The sequence below is a fragment of the Haloferax larsenii genome (assembly GCF_024730625.1).
In the GTDB taxonomy this organism is placed as follows: Archaea; Halobacteriota; Halobacteria; order Halobacteriales; family Haloferacaceae; genus Haloferax; species Haloferax larsenii.
This window is the reverse complement of sequence record NZ_CP078063.1, coordinates 2,233,376-2,246,963: the sequence shown is the minus strand read 5'-3', so window position 1 is coordinate 2,246,963 and position 13,588 is coordinate 2,233,376. Positions and strand designations below refer to the sequence as shown.

Annotated in this window: 15 protein-coding genes; 11 read left to right on the top strand and 4 right to left on the bottom strand. The window is 61.5% G+C overall.

Annotated features, from left to right (window positions below; all coding sequences use genetic code 11):
* Positions 1 to 90: 90 nt before the first annotated feature.
* From KU306_RS11730 to KU306_RS11720, 3 genes are all read left to right on the top strand, one after another.
* A complete protein-coding gene (locus KU306_RS11730) occupies positions 91 to 1,242 on the top strand; it encodes an acyl-CoA dehydrogenase family protein (protein ID WP_008324047.1) in 1,152 nt (383 codons plus the stop codon).
* A gap of 129 nt (positions 1,243 to 1,371) precedes the next feature.
* Positions 1,372 to 2,034, top strand: coding sequence for an AIM24 family protein (locus KU306_RS11725; protein ID WP_007539915.1), 663 nt, complete (start codon positions 1,372 to 1,374; stop codon positions 2,032 to 2,034).
* 126 nt (positions 2,035 to 2,160) lie between these two features.
* Complete coding sequence (locus KU306_RS11720; RefSeq protein ID WP_258302014.1) at positions 2,161 to 2,964, top strand: N-acyl homoserine lactonase family protein; 804 nt, start codon at positions 2,161 to 2,163, stop codon at positions 2,962 to 2,964.
* Between the two features lie 64 nt (positions 2,965 to 3,028).
* Here the strand turns inward: KU306_RS11720 and KU306_RS11715 are convergent, their stop codons facing one another.
* Both KU306_RS11715 and KU306_RS11710 read right to left on the bottom strand, forming a co-directional pair.
* Positions 3,029 to 3,610: a DsrE/DsrF/DrsH-like family protein gene (locus KU306_RS11715; RefSeq protein WP_007539913.1), complete on the bottom strand. Its 582-nt coding sequence runs from the start codon at positions 3,608 to 3,610 to the stop codon at positions 3,029 to 3,031.
* A complete protein-coding gene (locus KU306_RS11710; RefSeq protein ID WP_008324041.1) occupies positions 3,607 to 3,858 on the bottom strand; it encodes a sulfurtransferase TusA family protein in 252 nt (83 codons plus the stop codon). The genes KU306_RS11715 and KU306_RS11710 overlap by 4 nt, the downstream gene beginning before the upstream one ends.
* A gap of 271 nt (positions 3,859 to 4,129) precedes the next feature.
* Between KU306_RS11710 and KU306_RS11705 the strand changes: the two genes are divergently transcribed.
* The 8 genes from KU306_RS11705 (at position 4,130) to KU306_RS11670 (ending at position 9,273) form a co-directional block, all read left to right on the top strand.
* A complete protein-coding gene (locus KU306_RS11705) occupies positions 4,130 to 5,317 on the top strand; it encodes an MBL fold metallo-hydrolase (protein ID WP_007539911.1) in 1,188 nt (395 codons plus the stop codon).
* On the top strand, positions 5,318 to 5,809 hold the full coding sequence (locus tag KU306_RS11700) for a YeeE/YedE family protein (RefSeq protein ID WP_074792457.1): 492 nt from the start codon (positions 5,318 to 5,320) through the stop codon (positions 5,807 to 5,809).
* Positions 5,806 to 6,270 (top strand): DUF6691 family protein, encoded by a 465-nt coding sequence (locus tag KU306_RS11695; RefSeq protein ID WP_007539909.1) that lies wholly within the window; start codon positions 5,806 to 5,808, stop codon positions 6,268 to 6,270. The genes KU306_RS11700 and KU306_RS11695 overlap by 4 nt, the downstream gene beginning before the upstream one ends.
* A gap of 468 nt (positions 6,271 to 6,738) precedes the next feature.
* The gene (locus tag KU306_RS11690) at positions 6,739 to 6,888 is read left to right on the top strand and encodes a DUF7512 family protein (protein WP_007539908.1); all 150 of its coding nucleotides are present in this window, start codon (positions 6,739 to 6,741) and stop codon (positions 6,886 to 6,888) included.
* Positions 6,888 to 7,925 carry a sulfite exporter TauE/SafE family protein gene (locus tag KU306_RS11685; RefSeq protein WP_007539907.1) on the top strand — a complete coding sequence of 346 codons (1,038 nt, stop codon included), beginning with the start codon at positions 6,888 to 6,890 and terminating at the stop codon, positions 7,923 to 7,925. The genes KU306_RS11690 and KU306_RS11685 overlap by 1 nt, the downstream gene beginning before the upstream one ends.
* 148 nt (positions 7,926 to 8,073) lie before the next feature.
* Positions 8,074 to 8,454 (top strand): helix-turn-helix domain-containing protein, encoded by a 381-nt coding sequence (locus KU306_RS11680; protein ID WP_007539906.1) that lies wholly within the window; start codon positions 8,074 to 8,076, stop codon positions 8,452 to 8,454.
* A gap of 112 nt (positions 8,455 to 8,566) precedes the next feature.
* Positions 8,567 to 8,773, top strand: coding sequence for a DUF7835 family putative zinc beta-ribbon protein (locus KU306_RS11675; protein ID WP_007539905.1), 207 nt, complete (start codon positions 8,567 to 8,569; stop codon positions 8,771 to 8,773).
* Positions 8,774 to 8,835: 62 nt separating this feature from the next.
* Positions 8,836 to 9,273 (top strand): response regulator transcription factor, encoded by a 438-nt coding sequence (locus KU306_RS11670; RefSeq protein WP_049918598.1) that lies wholly within the window; start codon positions 8,836 to 8,838, stop codon positions 9,271 to 9,273.
* Here KU306_RS11670 and KU306_RS11665 read toward each other — a convergent pair.
* On the bottom strand, positions 9,270 to 11,015 hold the full coding sequence (locus KU306_RS11665; RefSeq protein WP_258302013.1) for a bacterio-opsin activator domain-containing protein: 1,746 nt from the start codon (positions 11,013 to 11,015) through the stop codon (positions 9,270 to 9,272). The two genes, KU306_RS11670 and KU306_RS11665, sit on opposite strands and share 4 nt — an antisense overlap.
* Positions 11,016 to 11,184: 169 nt before the next feature.
* Positions 11,185 to 13,218: a sensor histidine kinase gene (locus KU306_RS11660; RefSeq protein ID WP_425499525.1), complete on the bottom strand. Its 2,034-nt coding sequence runs from the start codon at positions 13,216 to 13,218 to the stop codon at positions 11,185 to 11,187.
* Positions 13,219 to 13,588 lie beyond the last annotated feature (370 nt).

The window sequence follows — 13,588 nt, the reverse complement described above, 5'->3', positions numbered from 1 at the left end:
ACGGCGGTCTCTCGGAGTCACAATAAAGAATCTGTTTGAAGTTTATACGGGTTCCATATATCTTTTCATGATAGAACCCGACAAGGGTGTATGGACCTCCTCGACGATTCAATCGTCCCCGAACACGCCCGCGAAATCAAGCAGGACGCGCGCGAGTTCGCAGAAGAATACATCGAACCCGCCGCCGAGGAATACTACGAATCCGGCGAGTACCCGTGGGAGATTCTCGAAGCGGGTATGGAGGCTGGACTCGTGGCACAGGACATCTCCGAAGAGTACGGCGGTCGCGGGCTCACGCTCGAACAGATTCTCGCCATCGCCGAAGAGTTCTACCGCGCGGACGCCGGTATCGCCCTGACGCTCCAACTGGCTTCCTTCGGCTGTGAGATTATGCAGCACTACGGCAGCGAGGAGCAGAAGGAGAAGTGGCTCCGCCCAGTCGCCGAAAACGAGCAGATTTCGGGCCTCGCCGTCTCCGAACCCCAGACCGGCTCCGACATGGCCGGGATGGAGACGACCGCCGAGAAGACCGACGACGGGTACGTCCTCAACGGCGAGAAGTACTGGGTCGGAAACGCCGTCGAAGCCGACTGGATTACCGTCTACGCGAAGACCGGCGACTCCGACGACCGCTACTCGAACTACTCGATGTTCATCGTCCCGACGGACACCCCCGGTTACGAGGCCGAACACATCCCCGAGAAGATGGGCATGCGCGCCTCGAAGCAGGGCCACATCGTCTTCGACGACTGCGAGATTCCCGAAGAGAACCTCATCGGGACGGAAGGCGGCGGCTTCTACATGCTCGCGGACTTCTTCAACCACGGTCGCATCATCGTCGGCGGCCACGGCATCGGCCTCGCGGCCGCGGCCATCGAAGAGACGTGGGACTTCGTCCACGGGCGCACGGCATTCGGGCGCAACGTCTCGGAGTTCCAGTCGGTCCAGCACATCCTCGCCGACATGCGCATGGAGTTCGAGTCCGCGCGGGCGATGAACTGGCGGGCCGCATCGAAAGTCGCGAACAACGACGACGCCGGCTTCTGGGCCGCGGTCGCCAAGACCAAGTCCACCGAGATGGCCGTCGACGTCGCCGAGCGCGGGATGCAACTCCACGGCGGTCGCTCCGTCCTCAACGAGTTCAAAATCTCCCGCGTCTACCGCGACGTTCGCATCCCCGTCATCTACGAGGGTGCAAACGAGATTCAGCGCAACCTCATCTACAGTCAGGGCTCGCTGTAGGCTCTGTACGGGTCAGTCTGGGCGCTCCCCGCGTTTCTGTTTTCTTCGTTCGCGACCGGCGCGAAGACTTAACTGCGATACCGTCGCCACTCTCACCTGAGTCGTAACGGTCTCGACTCGGTGACACTCATGGACCTCGACGAATTCATCGACACGCACGCACCGAAAGACGGGGGAAAGACGTTCGAACGCGAAAACTCGAAACTGCTCGACGTGACGCTCGACGGGAGCGTCATGGCCAAGGCAGGGTCGATGGTCGGCTACACCGGCGACGTCTCCTTCGAGCGAAAATCTGCTGGCGGCCTGACGGGAATGCTCAAAAAGAAGGCGACGGGTGAGGGGTCGGTCATGATGGAGGCGTCCGGGTCGGGACAGCTCTATCTCGCAGACCAGGGCAAGGAAGTCCAGATTCTCGAACTCGACGCGGGCGAGGAACTCAGCGTCAACGGCAACGACGTGCTGGCCTTCGAGGACTCCGTATCGTGGGATATCAAGATGCTCTCCAGTATCGCCGGTGCCAAGACGGGTGGACTGTTCAACGTCTTCCTCGAAGGCCCCGGTCACGTGGCAATCACGACCCACGGCGAACCAATCGTCCTCCCGACACCAGTCAGCACAGACCCTCACGCAACCGTCGCGTGGAGCGGGAACGTCACTCCGAGTTCGAAGCGCGACATCAACATCAAGGGGCTGTTGGGCCGGTCGTCCGGCGAGTCGTATCAACTCCACTTCGAGGGGGCAGACGGCTTCGTCATCGTCCAACCGTTCGAGGAAGTCGGCCCGAGTCAGTAATCCGGCACGCCTCGCATTTTTCCAGCGCTCCGCGTCGAGCGTGCCGAAAAGATTCGTAGCAGTAGTGCTCGACACTCATATATTGATTGCCTGAAACGTTATCAGCACTCAATCCTAAGCCCGGCTATGGGTGACATCAGCGTCCACCTGCTCGACCGCGGCCGAATCTACGCCGACATGGCGTACGTCCTCGACGGCTACTCCATGGGAAGCGCATCGAATCCGGACCCAGACCACGAGATTGCCGAGTTCGTCGTCTGGAACGCCGTCATCGACGGCCCCGACCAGACAGTGCTGTGGGATACCGGGTCGAATCCGGAGGCGGCAAACGGCTACTGGCCCGACCCGCTGTACGACGCGTTTTCGCACGTCGATGCGGCGGAACACACGTTAGAAGCCGACCTCGATGCGGTCGGGTACTCGCGGTCCGACATCGATGCGGTCGTGACGAGTCATCTGCACCTCGACCACGCCGGTGGGCTCGCCGAGTTCGCCGAGACTGGCGTGCCGATTTACGTCCACGAAGAAGAGTTGAAGTTCGCCTACTACTCGGCGAAGACGACCGAGGGGTCGATTGCGTACCTCGCGTCGGACTTCGACCACGACCTGGACTGGAACGTCGTCCACGGCTCGGAGCACACGATGTTCGACGGGTTCCGTCTGCTCCACCTCCCGGGCCACACGCCCGGCGTCCTCGGTGCCCACATCGAAACGCCGGATGGTGATGTGCTCGTCGCCGGCGACGAGTGCTACGTCGAGGGGAACTACACCGACGAAGTCCCGCTCGGACCGGGACTGCTGTGGAGCGACCGCCACTGGTTCGAGAGTCTACAGAAAATCAAGGAGCTGGAACGACAAACCGGCGCAGACGTGTTGTTCGGACACGACTTAGACCGGTTCCGCTCGTTCGAAGGGGGGTGGAACGTCTGAACAGTCGGCTGTGGTAACGTGGTGGCGCCGAGGGGGAAGGCGGGAGCGCGTCGCCGCAGACGAATCAAATCATGAGTTGCACGTCGGCGTCGGCCATGTGCTGCAGTGCCGTGGCCGCGCCGACGCCGGTCGTGACGCCGTCGTAGAATTCGTCTTCGTCGTAGTCCATCAGTTCGATGGTCATCTGACACGCCTGCAGGTCCACGCCCATATCGAGGCTCGTCTCGATGAGTTCCTCGATAGTCGCGGTCCCGTTTTCCGCGATTTTCTTTTCCATCATGCTCGTGGCGACGTTGTCCATGAACGGCAACGCGGCGACGGCGTTCGGCATGGGCATGCTGGGATTGCCGACCGCGCTGAGTTTGAGGTTCTTCGACTTCTCCTCGTGGAGGATTTCGAGTCCCCAGAACGTGTGGAAGACCACGACGTCCCAGCCGAATGCGGCCGCCGTACTCGCGAGGATGAGCGGCGGGTACGCCATGTCGAGTGTCCCTTTGGTCGCGATGATGGTCATCGACTTCTGGCCGTCGTCGTCGACCGCCTCGCGGAGGTCCGCAAGCTCCGCTTCGAGTGTCTCGACGTGCGCTTGCAGGTCTTCGACGGAAGCGGTCGCCGTCTCGACGGGCGCGTCAGCGTTCGAGCTCATTCCTTCTGGATGTAGTGGACGAAGAGCGTGTCGCCGCTCTCTTCGGTTTCTTCCTGGTCGAGCATCGAGACGCCGTCGGTGCTGTCGGCCCAGCCCTTCAGGTCGCTCATACTACCGGAGTCCGTCGAGACGACTTTCAGCACCTCGCCGGCAGAGAGGTCGTCGACCGCACCGCGGGTCTTGACGACGGGCATTGGGCAGGACAGTCCTTTCACGTCGAGCGTCTGGGTGACTTCGTGTTGGCTCATTTGTTGAGTTCACCTGTGTTGGGTGTATCCCACAATATCAGGGTGTTTCGTAAAAAGTTTGTCGGTTCTTGGACTGACTACACAAGACTAACTCTCCGAGACGGTCTGTGACTAAAATTCGGCGTGTAGTCGTGCCTAGTATCATTCCTTGCCCCTGCGAGTGCGTAATCACACTACAATTGACCCGGGTTACCCACATCTAGTCTTGCAGTAAAATCGAACGACTATGCAAAATCTTAAGTCAAGCCACCCAATAGTGGGTGATGCATACATGACTGCACTCGACCTTCCGGAACTGGATACCGACGTTCCCGTTATCGAGCCCGAGACGCTCAAAGAACGCATCGACGACGGTGAATCGCTCACCATCCTCGACAACCGCGTCCAATCCGAACACGAGGAGTGGCGCATCGAAGGCGAGAACGTTTCGCACGTGAACATCCCGTACTTCGAGTTCCTCGACGACGACCTCGGCGAGGACCTCTTCGAAGACCTCCCCGAAGACGAGGAGTTCGTCGTGCTCTGTGCGAAGGGGTCGTCTTCGGAGTACGTCGCCGGACTTCTCATCGAGGAGGGATACGACGCAGTCGCGCTCGAACGCGGCATGAACGGCTGGGCCAGCATCTACGAGTACACCGAACTGGACACCGACGGCGACGCCGTCGTCGCACAGTACCAGCGGCCCTCCAGTGGCTGTCTCGCGTACCTCATCGTCGACGGCGACGAGGCCGCGGTCGTCGACCCGCTTCGGTACTTCTCCGACGAGTACGTACAGGACGCAAAGGCGATGGGCGCAGAACTGAAGTACGCCATCGACACGCACATTCACGCTGACCACATCTCCGGCGTCCGTACGCTGGTCGAAGACGAAGGCGTCACTGGCATCATTCCCGAGGCCGCCGAGGACCGCGGCGTCGACTACGACGTCGAATACGAGACCATCGCGGACGGCGAGACGCTCACGATTGGCGACACGGACCTCGAAGCCATCCACACGCCGGGCCACACCACCGGCATGACGACCTACAAGGTCGACAACGTCCTCTTTACGGGCGACGGCCTGTTCATCGAGTCGGTCGCCCGTCCGGACCTCGAAGACGGCGACGAAGGCGCACCCGACGCTGCGGGCATGCTCTACGACTCGCTCCAAGAGCGCGTCCTTTCGCACGACGACGACGACATCGTGGCCTCTGCACACTTCAGCGACGCGGCAAACCCCGCCGATGACGGCAGCTACACGGCGACACTCGGGGAACTGAAAGACACCATGGACGCGCTCTCGATGCCCAAAGAGGAGTTCGTGGAGTTCATCCTCTCGGACATGCCGCCTCGCCCAGCCAATTACGTCGACATCATCGAGACGAACCTCGGTGTACAGGAGTCGGACGACGACCGCGCGTTCGAACTCGAACTCGGCCCGAACAACTGCGCGGCCAGCAACGAAGCGCTGACGAACTAAATGACGGGTCTGACGCCGCTCCTCGTCGACAGCCTCTTTCCGAACGGAATCGCGCACTACGCGCTCGGTGGCTTCCTTATCGGTCTGGGGACGGCCATCATCTACCTCGGAACGGGCATCATCGCGGGCGCGAGCACGTTCCTCGAATCGACGCTCTCGTACGTCTCGGACCTCCCGCGGTTCAACAAAGCGAAGTACGTCGCGTCGCGCAACTGGCGGGTCGTCTTCACGCTGAGTATCGTGGCCGGGGCCGCCCTCTACACCGTCACACTCGGTGACGGCTGGTGGGTCTCGGACGTCCAACCGTGGCGCTTCGCCGTCGGCGGCGTCCTCGTCGGAATCGGAACCCGAATCGGAAAGGGATGTACCTCCGGCCACGGGGTCTGTGGCGTCGGCTCTCGGTCGCGGACGTCCTTCGTCAACGTCGCCACGTTCATGCTCGTCGCAATCGGTGTCGCACAACTCATGAGCGCACTGGGGGTGTCGCCGTGAGCAACGACGAACGCGGACTCGGGTTCATGCTCGTCGTCGTCCTCGGCGGCCTGATATTCGGGTTCGGGCTCGCGCTGAGCAACATGGCCCGGCCGGAAGTCGTCCTCGACTTCCTCCAGTTCGAGGACTTCGGACTCGTCTTCGTCATGGGCGGGGCTGCAGTCGTCACTGGGACCGTCTTCGCGCTCGCAGAGCGGTCTAAGGGTCGTGCACCCCTCACCGGTGCCGACTACGGACGTCGCCTGAAGTCGTTCGACAAGAACGTCGTCGTCGGTGGCGTCGTCTTCGGCGCTGGCTGGGGCCTCTCCGGAATCTGCCCCGGTGCCGCGTACGCAAGCGTCGGCGTCGGTAACTATCCCATCCTCATCGCAATCGGTGGGATGTTCGTCGGTGCGTATCTGCAAGGGCTCTGGCGTGCCCGTCGAGCAGAGAGCGCCGCTCGCGGCACGTCGGCCGACTGACTCCCGTTTTCTTTCTCGGCATCTGCTCGACGTAGCCTGCCGCTTTTCGACGCTCTCGTTCCGTCCTTCGTTGGTGCCATGGACAGAGTAGCGCGTCAGTGACCACTCAGTAGTGGTAGAGTAGCGCGTCAGTGACCCAGTCGGTAGTGGGAGGATAGCCCGTCAGCGACCCGGCCGGTAGTCGTGGAATACTGTTCGCCGACTGTTACCAAATAGTATTGCACATGTCTCGAACAACAATTTTGTCATAGATAGCTGCAGTATTTGTTCGTAACTTTCTGAGATACAAAATTTGGCGCAGTATGACGGTATTTCCATCTCAAACTCATAACTTATGAGTATCCAATTGCGATATGGTCTTGCACGCTATTCCCAAAAGCGTTATATTCTCACTCCGGTTAGCCAGCAGTGTACAGGAAAGCATGATTCGTACAATACACACTGAGTACCCCTTGGGGTGCTGGTAAGATGTTCGGAATCGAGACCCTGACTGGAAGCACGCAGGCGGCGGCACTCGTCGGTGTCGTCCTCGTTGAGGCGATGGTACTGTACGTCGGATACGGCGCACTGGAGAGCGCCGTCGGCTCGACCGTTCTCAAACTCCTCGGAGGGAACTGATGTTCGAGTTGTTCGGAATCTCGGCTGGACTACTGGCGATGTTCGTAGGGTTCGGCCTGCTCATCGGCGTCCTCTTCGGATTCTTCGGGATGGGCGGGTCGTTCCTCGTCACGCCCGCACTCCTCGTGATGGGCTATCCCTCGCGCGTGGCCGTCGGGTCGGGATTGGCGTTCGTCTTCGGGACGTCCGTCATCGCGACGCTCAAGCACCGCGACCTCGGCCAAGTCGACTACAAACTCGGCGTCTCGATGATTATCGGGACGACCGTCGGCCTCGAAGTCGGGAAAGAAATCGTCCTCTACCTCGAAGAGTTAGGGCTCGCCGGCAACATCATCAGCGTCACGTACGTGCTGCTTCTCGGCGGTATCGGCGCGTTCGTCACCTACGAGGCGCTGAAGGGTGGCGACGGTGACGGCGGCGTCAGTCACGACGTCGAAGAGGACGCCGAGATAAACGCCGACGACATCCCCGAAATAGCGAAGAAGATTCAGTCGTACTCGCTGCCGCCGATGATTACGCTCCGCGGCGGTATCCAGGTCTCGCTGTGGATGGTGCTTCTCGTGGCGTTCGCGACGGGCCTGCTGTCGGGGTTCCTCGGCGTCGGTGGCGGCTTCATCCGCATGCCCGCGCTGTTCTACCTCATCGGCGTGCCCGTCCCCATCGCCGTCGGGACCGACCTGTTCGAGATTATGTTCTCGGGCGGTATCGGCTCGTTCCTCTACGCCCAGTCCGGCGGTGTCGACCTCTCTATCGTCGCTCCGCTGTTGGCTGGCTCGGCGCTCGGTGCCCGCGTCGGCTCCGCGGCGACGTCCATCGTCAACGAAGACGAGATCAAGATTTACTTCGGCCTCATGCTGCTTCTCGGCGCGCTCGCCGTGGCAGTCCGTCAGGCCGGTAACTACCTCGGAATGGGCGTCCTCGACTACGTCAGTCTGGCACTCATCCTCGGGTCGGCGCTCATGGTCGCTGGTGCTGTCATCTACAGCGCCCTCAAGTCCATTCGTGCGCCCGGCTCAGCCGGTGTAACCGCAGACTAGCGCTCCCTCGTAACTCCCCTTAGACGTTCATTTCTCCCGCTTCGAATCGCTCCCACCGAGCGACTGCACCTCGGTCCTCGGTGTTGCACAAAGTATACAAACCCTTTTGACTGCGCACTACGTAGGCCAACCTGAAATGGCTAGCTCGATGGTCGAATACCTGCAGTCAGACATGCAGTGTGAGGGGCTCCTCGAGTGTCTCCACGGACTCAAGCAGCTCGACCGACGGTGCTTCGAGGTCCTCGTCGAAACCGAGGACCCCATGACCGTCGACGAGGTCGCAGAGGCCGTCGAACGCGAGCGCTCGACGGCGTACCGCGCGATTCAGCGGCTCCTCCAATCTGGACTCATCCAGAAAGAACAGGTCAACTACGAACACGGCGGCTACTATCACGTCTACCGGCCGACCGACCCCAACGAAGTCGCAGACGACATGCAGCGGCTCCTCAACGACTGGTACGCCCAGATGGGCACGCTCATCCAGGAGTTCCGCGACAAGTACGACGAGAAGATTCTCACCGCCGAGTAAGGCTCGGTCACGCGCGGAATCGCCAGTCGGCACCGGGATTCTCCTGCGGACCAAATCGGTTAGGCTCGTTATTCAACCGCGCCGGACCCGTAGCTTCTTTTACGACCGCCCTATGTCGAAGAGTAAGAGCAGTCCTCGCAGCAACGAATTCGTCGAAGAGTGTCCGTCGTGCAAATCGCGCACCCCACACGAGGTCTCGATAGAAATCAAGACCGAAAGCCGGAAACGGGAGAACCGGCAGTTCTCCCGCGAACCGTACCGGGTGTCGACGTGCGCACGATGTGGCGAGACGCGCTCGCAGCGAATGAACGACGCATAACCGACCGTCCTGGTCACGGGTGAGCCGGCGTGCTCGCAGACGACTTCCATCCGTTTCGAGAGATGAAATCCGATTCCACACACGACGACCCGACGCTCCTCATCGTCGACGACGAGGAGGCGCTCGCAGACAGTATCGCCCTCTGGCTCGGCGAGCGCTACGACGTCCGAGTCTCGTACTCCGGGCGTGAGGCCCTCTCGGCGTTCGACGACGCCGTCGACGTCGTCTTTCTCGACCGAAACCTTCCAGGTCTCTCCGGCGACGACGTGCTCGACGAATTACGTCGACAGTCGGCCGACGACCTTCGCGTCGTCCTCATGACGGCGACGCCGGAAAGCGATGTCTCAGACCTCCCTGCGGACGACGTGCTCACCAAACCGGTGACGAAGTCCGACCTGTTCGAAGCCGCCGCTCGTCACACAGTACGCGAAATGGAAGCAACGGTGAGCGATACAGCAGACCCCGGTGTCGACGACCCGGCAGAAGCGACCCTGGATTAGTCGTCTTTCGACTCGCGTTTGTCTTCGAAGTACGTCTCGATGAGCTTCCGCTCTGCCGTCCGAAGGTGTTCGTGCAGCGTGGGCGGTGAGATTCCGAGCGCGTCGGCGACTTCTTCTGCCGTACTGCCGCGCGGCCAGTCGAAGTACCCAGAGACGTACGACGTTTCGAGAACGGACTGCTGTCGCTCGGTCAGTTTGTCGTCGAGGTCGGTTCGGAAGGACTCGGTGGACGTGACCGTTCGCTCGACTTCGCGCTTCGCGACGACCGACGTGCCGGGAATCGACTCCGAGAGCGTCTCGGCGATTGCGCCGTGGTCTGCGTCGGGTGCGACGTGGAGCGCGAGCGTCCCGCGTCCCCCGTCGAGTTCGAGCGCCTCGATACTCGCCCCGTACTCGGCGGCTGCGATGAGAATCGACTCCTCGGCGAGTCGGAGTTCGACCACCGACTCGTCGTCGCCGTCCGCGACGACTCGCGCGCTTTCGAACTGGTCGCGGTCGTCGGCCGCGTCGACGACCTCGGTCGCAGGGGCATCACGCACGGTCGCAAAGCACGTCACGGTGTCGTCGACCTGTGCGACGCCGTCGAGCGAGAGGTCACAGCCGAGGTCGGCGGTGACCGAGGCGAGCGCATCCGACTCGGGGCCGAAGGAGAATTCGAGTTCGACGACGCTGTCGCCGTTGAGCAGGCGCTTGCTCTCGATTGCGTTGATACCGTTTCCGACGCTCGAACCGAGGTCCGAGAACACCGACGCCGACTCTTCGTCGAACTGCGTCCCGTCGCCGTAGACGACGAGGATACCGTACACCGTCTCTCGGTACGAGATAGGAACACAGAGCGCCGAGACCGAGTCAAACTGGTCGGCCTGCCCGTTGAACACCGCCGCCCGGTGTGAGTCGGAGATTCTGTCGACGGCGCGGACGTCGCCGGGCGAGATATCGGTGCCGAGGGCGTCGGTGATGAAATCGAGGTCGACCGCCGACGGGTCGACGTCGAGTCCAGAGACGGCGGTACACCGAAGCAACCCGGCGGCGGTGCGGCGAGCGACGAACGCCGCTTCGTGGGCGTCGGCGACCGACTCACAGACCGTCTGTTCGATTTCGTCGCGCGTGCGGGCGTCGACGATTGCGCGGTCGACCTCGCGAAGCAGGTCGTTGACCCGAGTGACGCGAGCGAGTTGCTGCTCGCGGTTTTCGATTGCCGTCTCGTGTTCGCTCCGGATTGCGTCGAGTCGGTCCCGGAGGTCCTCCAGTGCGTTCGGATGGCGGAGTTCTTCGACGTCGCGGCTCTCTAACGCTTCCTCGGTCGATTCGAGCGCGAAATACTCGCGTACCTCCGCTTCGAACCCGGAGCGGACGAGAAGTTCCTCGACCGTCTCTGTGACCTCCGCCTCCGAGACCGGCTTGACGAGATATGCGTCGAAGGGCATGTCGACGATGTCCGTGTCCGGTTCGACTGCGGTCATCATCGCCACTCGGCAGTCGATGTCGCGGGCGCGAATCTCGTCGAGCACGTCGTCGCCCGAGATGGACGGCATCCGGCGGTCCAAGAGAACGACGTCGATACTGTCGTCCAGACGCTCCAGCGCGGCGGTCCCGCCGTAGGCCGTCTCGACGGTGTACCGTCCGTCGTCGAGCCAATATTGACAGGTATCTGCGAGGTCTTTATCGTCGTCGACGACGAGGACGACTGGCTCGGCGGTCTGTTGGCCGGTTTCGTGTCCCGCCGAGCGTTCGGAAGCCATCGTATCGAACAAACCCTCTCAGTGTACAGATATATATCTGGCCATCGTTCGAGGGGTGTTTACTGCTGGTACACGCCGGCGTTCGGTTTCTGTCAGCGCGTCTACGGACGAGGGAGGGTTACGAGTGTGGAAGGTCTACGCACGAGGAATGCCTACAGGCGAAGAATGCCTACGGGCGTGGAAGTTCCACGACGAACGTCGACCCCTCGGGGTCGTTGTCTTCGATTCGGACGTCGCCGCCGTACCCCTCGACGATTTCCCGAACGAGAAACAGGCCGAACCCACTGCTCGGATTCGACAGGTCCTCGATGCGCTTGTCGACTATCTTGTGCTTTTCCTCGTCAGGGATGCCCGGTCCGTCGTCCGAGACGCGGAGTTCGACAGTTTTGTCGCCTGCTGCGACGTCGAGCGTGACTGTCGGATGGGGGGTGTCGTTGTGCTGAATCGCGTTCGCCAGGAGTTGGTCGACCACTTCGTCGAGTAACTCGTCGGCCCACACCGAAATTTCCGGAATCGAGCCGACCGAAATCGTCGCGTCGGGATAGTCGTCTCGGGCCGCTGTGACGCAGTCTTCGACAGTCTCCGAAACCGACCGCGCTTCGAACTCGTGTTGTTCGTCCTCGACGATGACGTTCATAAACGTCCGCATGGTCCCGACGAGGTCCGTCATCTCGTCGACCCGGTTTTGGATGGTGTCGAGGTGCGTGCGGCCAGCGTCGTCGACGAAATCCCCGAGGATGTCCGCCCGCGCACCGACCACGTTGAGACCGTTCAGGAGATTGTGACGGATGACGCGATTGACGAACTCGAGTCGCTCCTGTTCACGGCGGAGTTCGCGCGCTCGCTCTTTTCGAACGGTGATGTCGTGGCCTTCGGGGACGACGAGAGAGACGTCACCGTCGTCGTCGTAGACGGGTGTCAACGAGAAGTCTATCGTCACCGGGCGGTCGTCGTCACACTGGGTGGTGTCGATGTCGACCTCGTATTTGACGAACTCGCCCGACGAGGCCCGTTCGATGGCGTCTTTGAGTGACGCGACGCGCTCGTCGTTGCCCTGCCACCACGGCGTCTCCCACGCCGGGCGACCGATGATTTCCTCGCGTGACTCCTCGACCAGTTCTAACGCTGCGTCGTTCACACGGAGCACCGTCCCCTCGGTGTCGAGCAATCCCATGAACTGGAACGTGCTGTTGAACACGGCGTCTAAGTGCCGCTCGCGACGCTTTCTGTTCGTCATGTCGCGAGTCACCTTCGCAAAGCCGCGGACGGTTCCGTTCTCGTCGGTCAACGCGTTGACGACGACCGACGCCCAGAATCGGGTGCCGTCGGCCCGGACGCGCCAGCCTTCGTCTTCGGCCCGCCCGTTCTCTCGTGCTTCGTCGAGTAACTGCTCCGGAAGCCCACGGTCGCGGTCTGCTTCGGTGTAGAACGTTCTGACGTGGCTGCCGAGTATCTCGTCTGCCGAGTAGCCTTTGATGGCCTCAGCACCGCGGTTCCAACTCTCGACGTGTCCGGATGCGTCGAGCCGAAAGAGTGCGTACTCTTCGATGTCGGCGACGATTCGCTCGAACGCCTCGCGTTGGCGTTGGAGTGCCGTCGAAGGCTGTCCTGCGTTCGATTCGGATGCGCTGCAATCCGCCGAGCGGATGCCGTGAGCCACGGCACGGCCGAGATTTCGAAGTGCCTCGGTTACGTCGGACGTGAAGACAGCGTCGTCGGCCTCGACGACGATGACACCGTACGTACGGCCGTCGTCAGCCAGCGGAACCACCGCAACCGAGTGTCCTGACTCGAATGCTTCGTCCGCCGACACAGGCGTTTCAGAGAGCGACTCGACGAGTACGACTGTCTCTGTCTGGAGCGCCTCCTGAACGGCAGCTGCCGACTCTACGGGCGTGGACGACGGCGACGACGAACTTGTGTCCAAGTCCAGCGCGTCGGGGTCGGTCCCCGCCCACGCGAGCGGGTGAACCCGACGTCCCGCTTCGTCGACGACACCACTCCATACGAAGCGAATCGCGTCTGCCCCGACGAGGCGGTCACAGACCGGATGGTCGATGTCCTCGCGGGCCGACACGGAACCGATGCGCTCGGTCACGTCCGTGAGAGCCGCAGTGACCGCAGAAAGTACGTCGAGTTGGTCGGACGCGTCGGCGTTTCGTTCCGGTGAGTCGTCGTTCATCGTCGAGTGTGTATCTGTCATCTGGCAGCGACCTCCGGCTGACAGTCACGTCCTTGTGGTCGCATACCTGCACTCGTGTGCTCTGCCACCTTGTGCGTTTCCCGACGCCGCGAGGCAGTCCCTAATTGAATAGGTGCTGGAATTACTACGGTTGCGTCCATTCAATAAGGTGGACACAGTGACCCTCCCGGTCACGTCGTGCCCGCACGTCCTCACCGAGAAACTCCCCCCTTGTTCTCGTGGGGACGTGTCCCTGCCCAACCCTACTCCCTTCGAACACTCACCCGCCGAGCCGAGCGTCTGTGGAACGATAGGAACGAATTAGAATCGTCAACCAGCGTTATATATTGATTAATTTGCCCGAAATTGCGTGTTATTCCGACCAACAGAT

Excerpts from the sequence above, each read along its gene's own strand:
- KU306_RS11730 (WP_008324047.1), top strand. The coding sequence starts at position 91 with ATGGACCTCCTCGACGATTCAATCGTCCCCGAACACGCCCGCGAAATC.
- KU306_RS11725 (WP_007539915.1), top strand. The coding sequence starts at position 1,372 with ATGGACCTCGACGAATTCATCGACACGCACGCACCGAAAGACGGGGGA.
- KU306_RS11720 (WP_258302014.1), top strand. The coding sequence starts at position 2,161 with ATGGGTGACATCAGCGTCCACCTGCTCGACCGCGGCCGAATCTACGCC.
- KU306_RS11715 (WP_007539913.1), bottom strand. The coding sequence starts at position 3,610 with ATGAGCTCGAACGCTGACGCGCCCGTCGAGACGGCGACCGCTTCCGTC.
- KU306_RS11710 (WP_008324041.1), bottom strand. The coding sequence starts at position 3,858 with ATGAGCCAACACGAAGTCACCCAGACGCTCGACGTGAAAGGACTGTCC.
- KU306_RS11705 (WP_007539911.1), top strand. The coding sequence starts at position 4,130 with ATGACTGCACTCGACCTTCCGGAACTGGATACCGACGTTCCCGTTATC.
- KU306_RS11700 (WP_074792457.1), top strand. The coding sequence starts at position 5,318 with ATGACGGGTCTGACGCCGCTCCTCGTCGACAGCCTCTTTCCGAACGGA.
- KU306_RS11690 (WP_007539908.1), top strand. The coding sequence starts at position 6,739 with ATGTTCGGAATCGAGACCCTGACTGGAAGCACGCAGGCGGCGGCACTC.
- KU306_RS11685 (WP_007539907.1), top strand. The coding sequence starts at position 6,888 with ATGTTCGAGTTGTTCGGAATCTCGGCTGGACTACTGGCGATGTTCGTA.
- KU306_RS11680 (WP_007539906.1), top strand. The coding sequence starts at position 8,074 with ATGGTCGAATACCTGCAGTCAGACATGCAGTGTGAGGGGCTCCTCGAG.
- KU306_RS11675 (WP_007539905.1), top strand. The coding sequence starts at position 8,567 with ATGTCGAAGAGTAAGAGCAGTCCTCGCAGCAACGAATTCGTCGAAGAG.
- KU306_RS11670 (WP_049918598.1), top strand. The coding sequence starts at position 8,836 with ATGAAATCCGATTCCACACACGACGACCCGACGCTCCTCATCGTCGAC.
- KU306_RS11665 (WP_258302013.1), bottom strand. The coding sequence starts at position 11,015 with ATGGCTTCCGAACGCTCGGCGGGACACGAAACCGGCCAACAGACCGCC.
- KU306_RS11660 (WP_425499525.1), bottom strand. The coding sequence starts at position 13,218 with ATGACAGATACACACTCGACGATGAACGACGACTCACCGGAACGAAAC.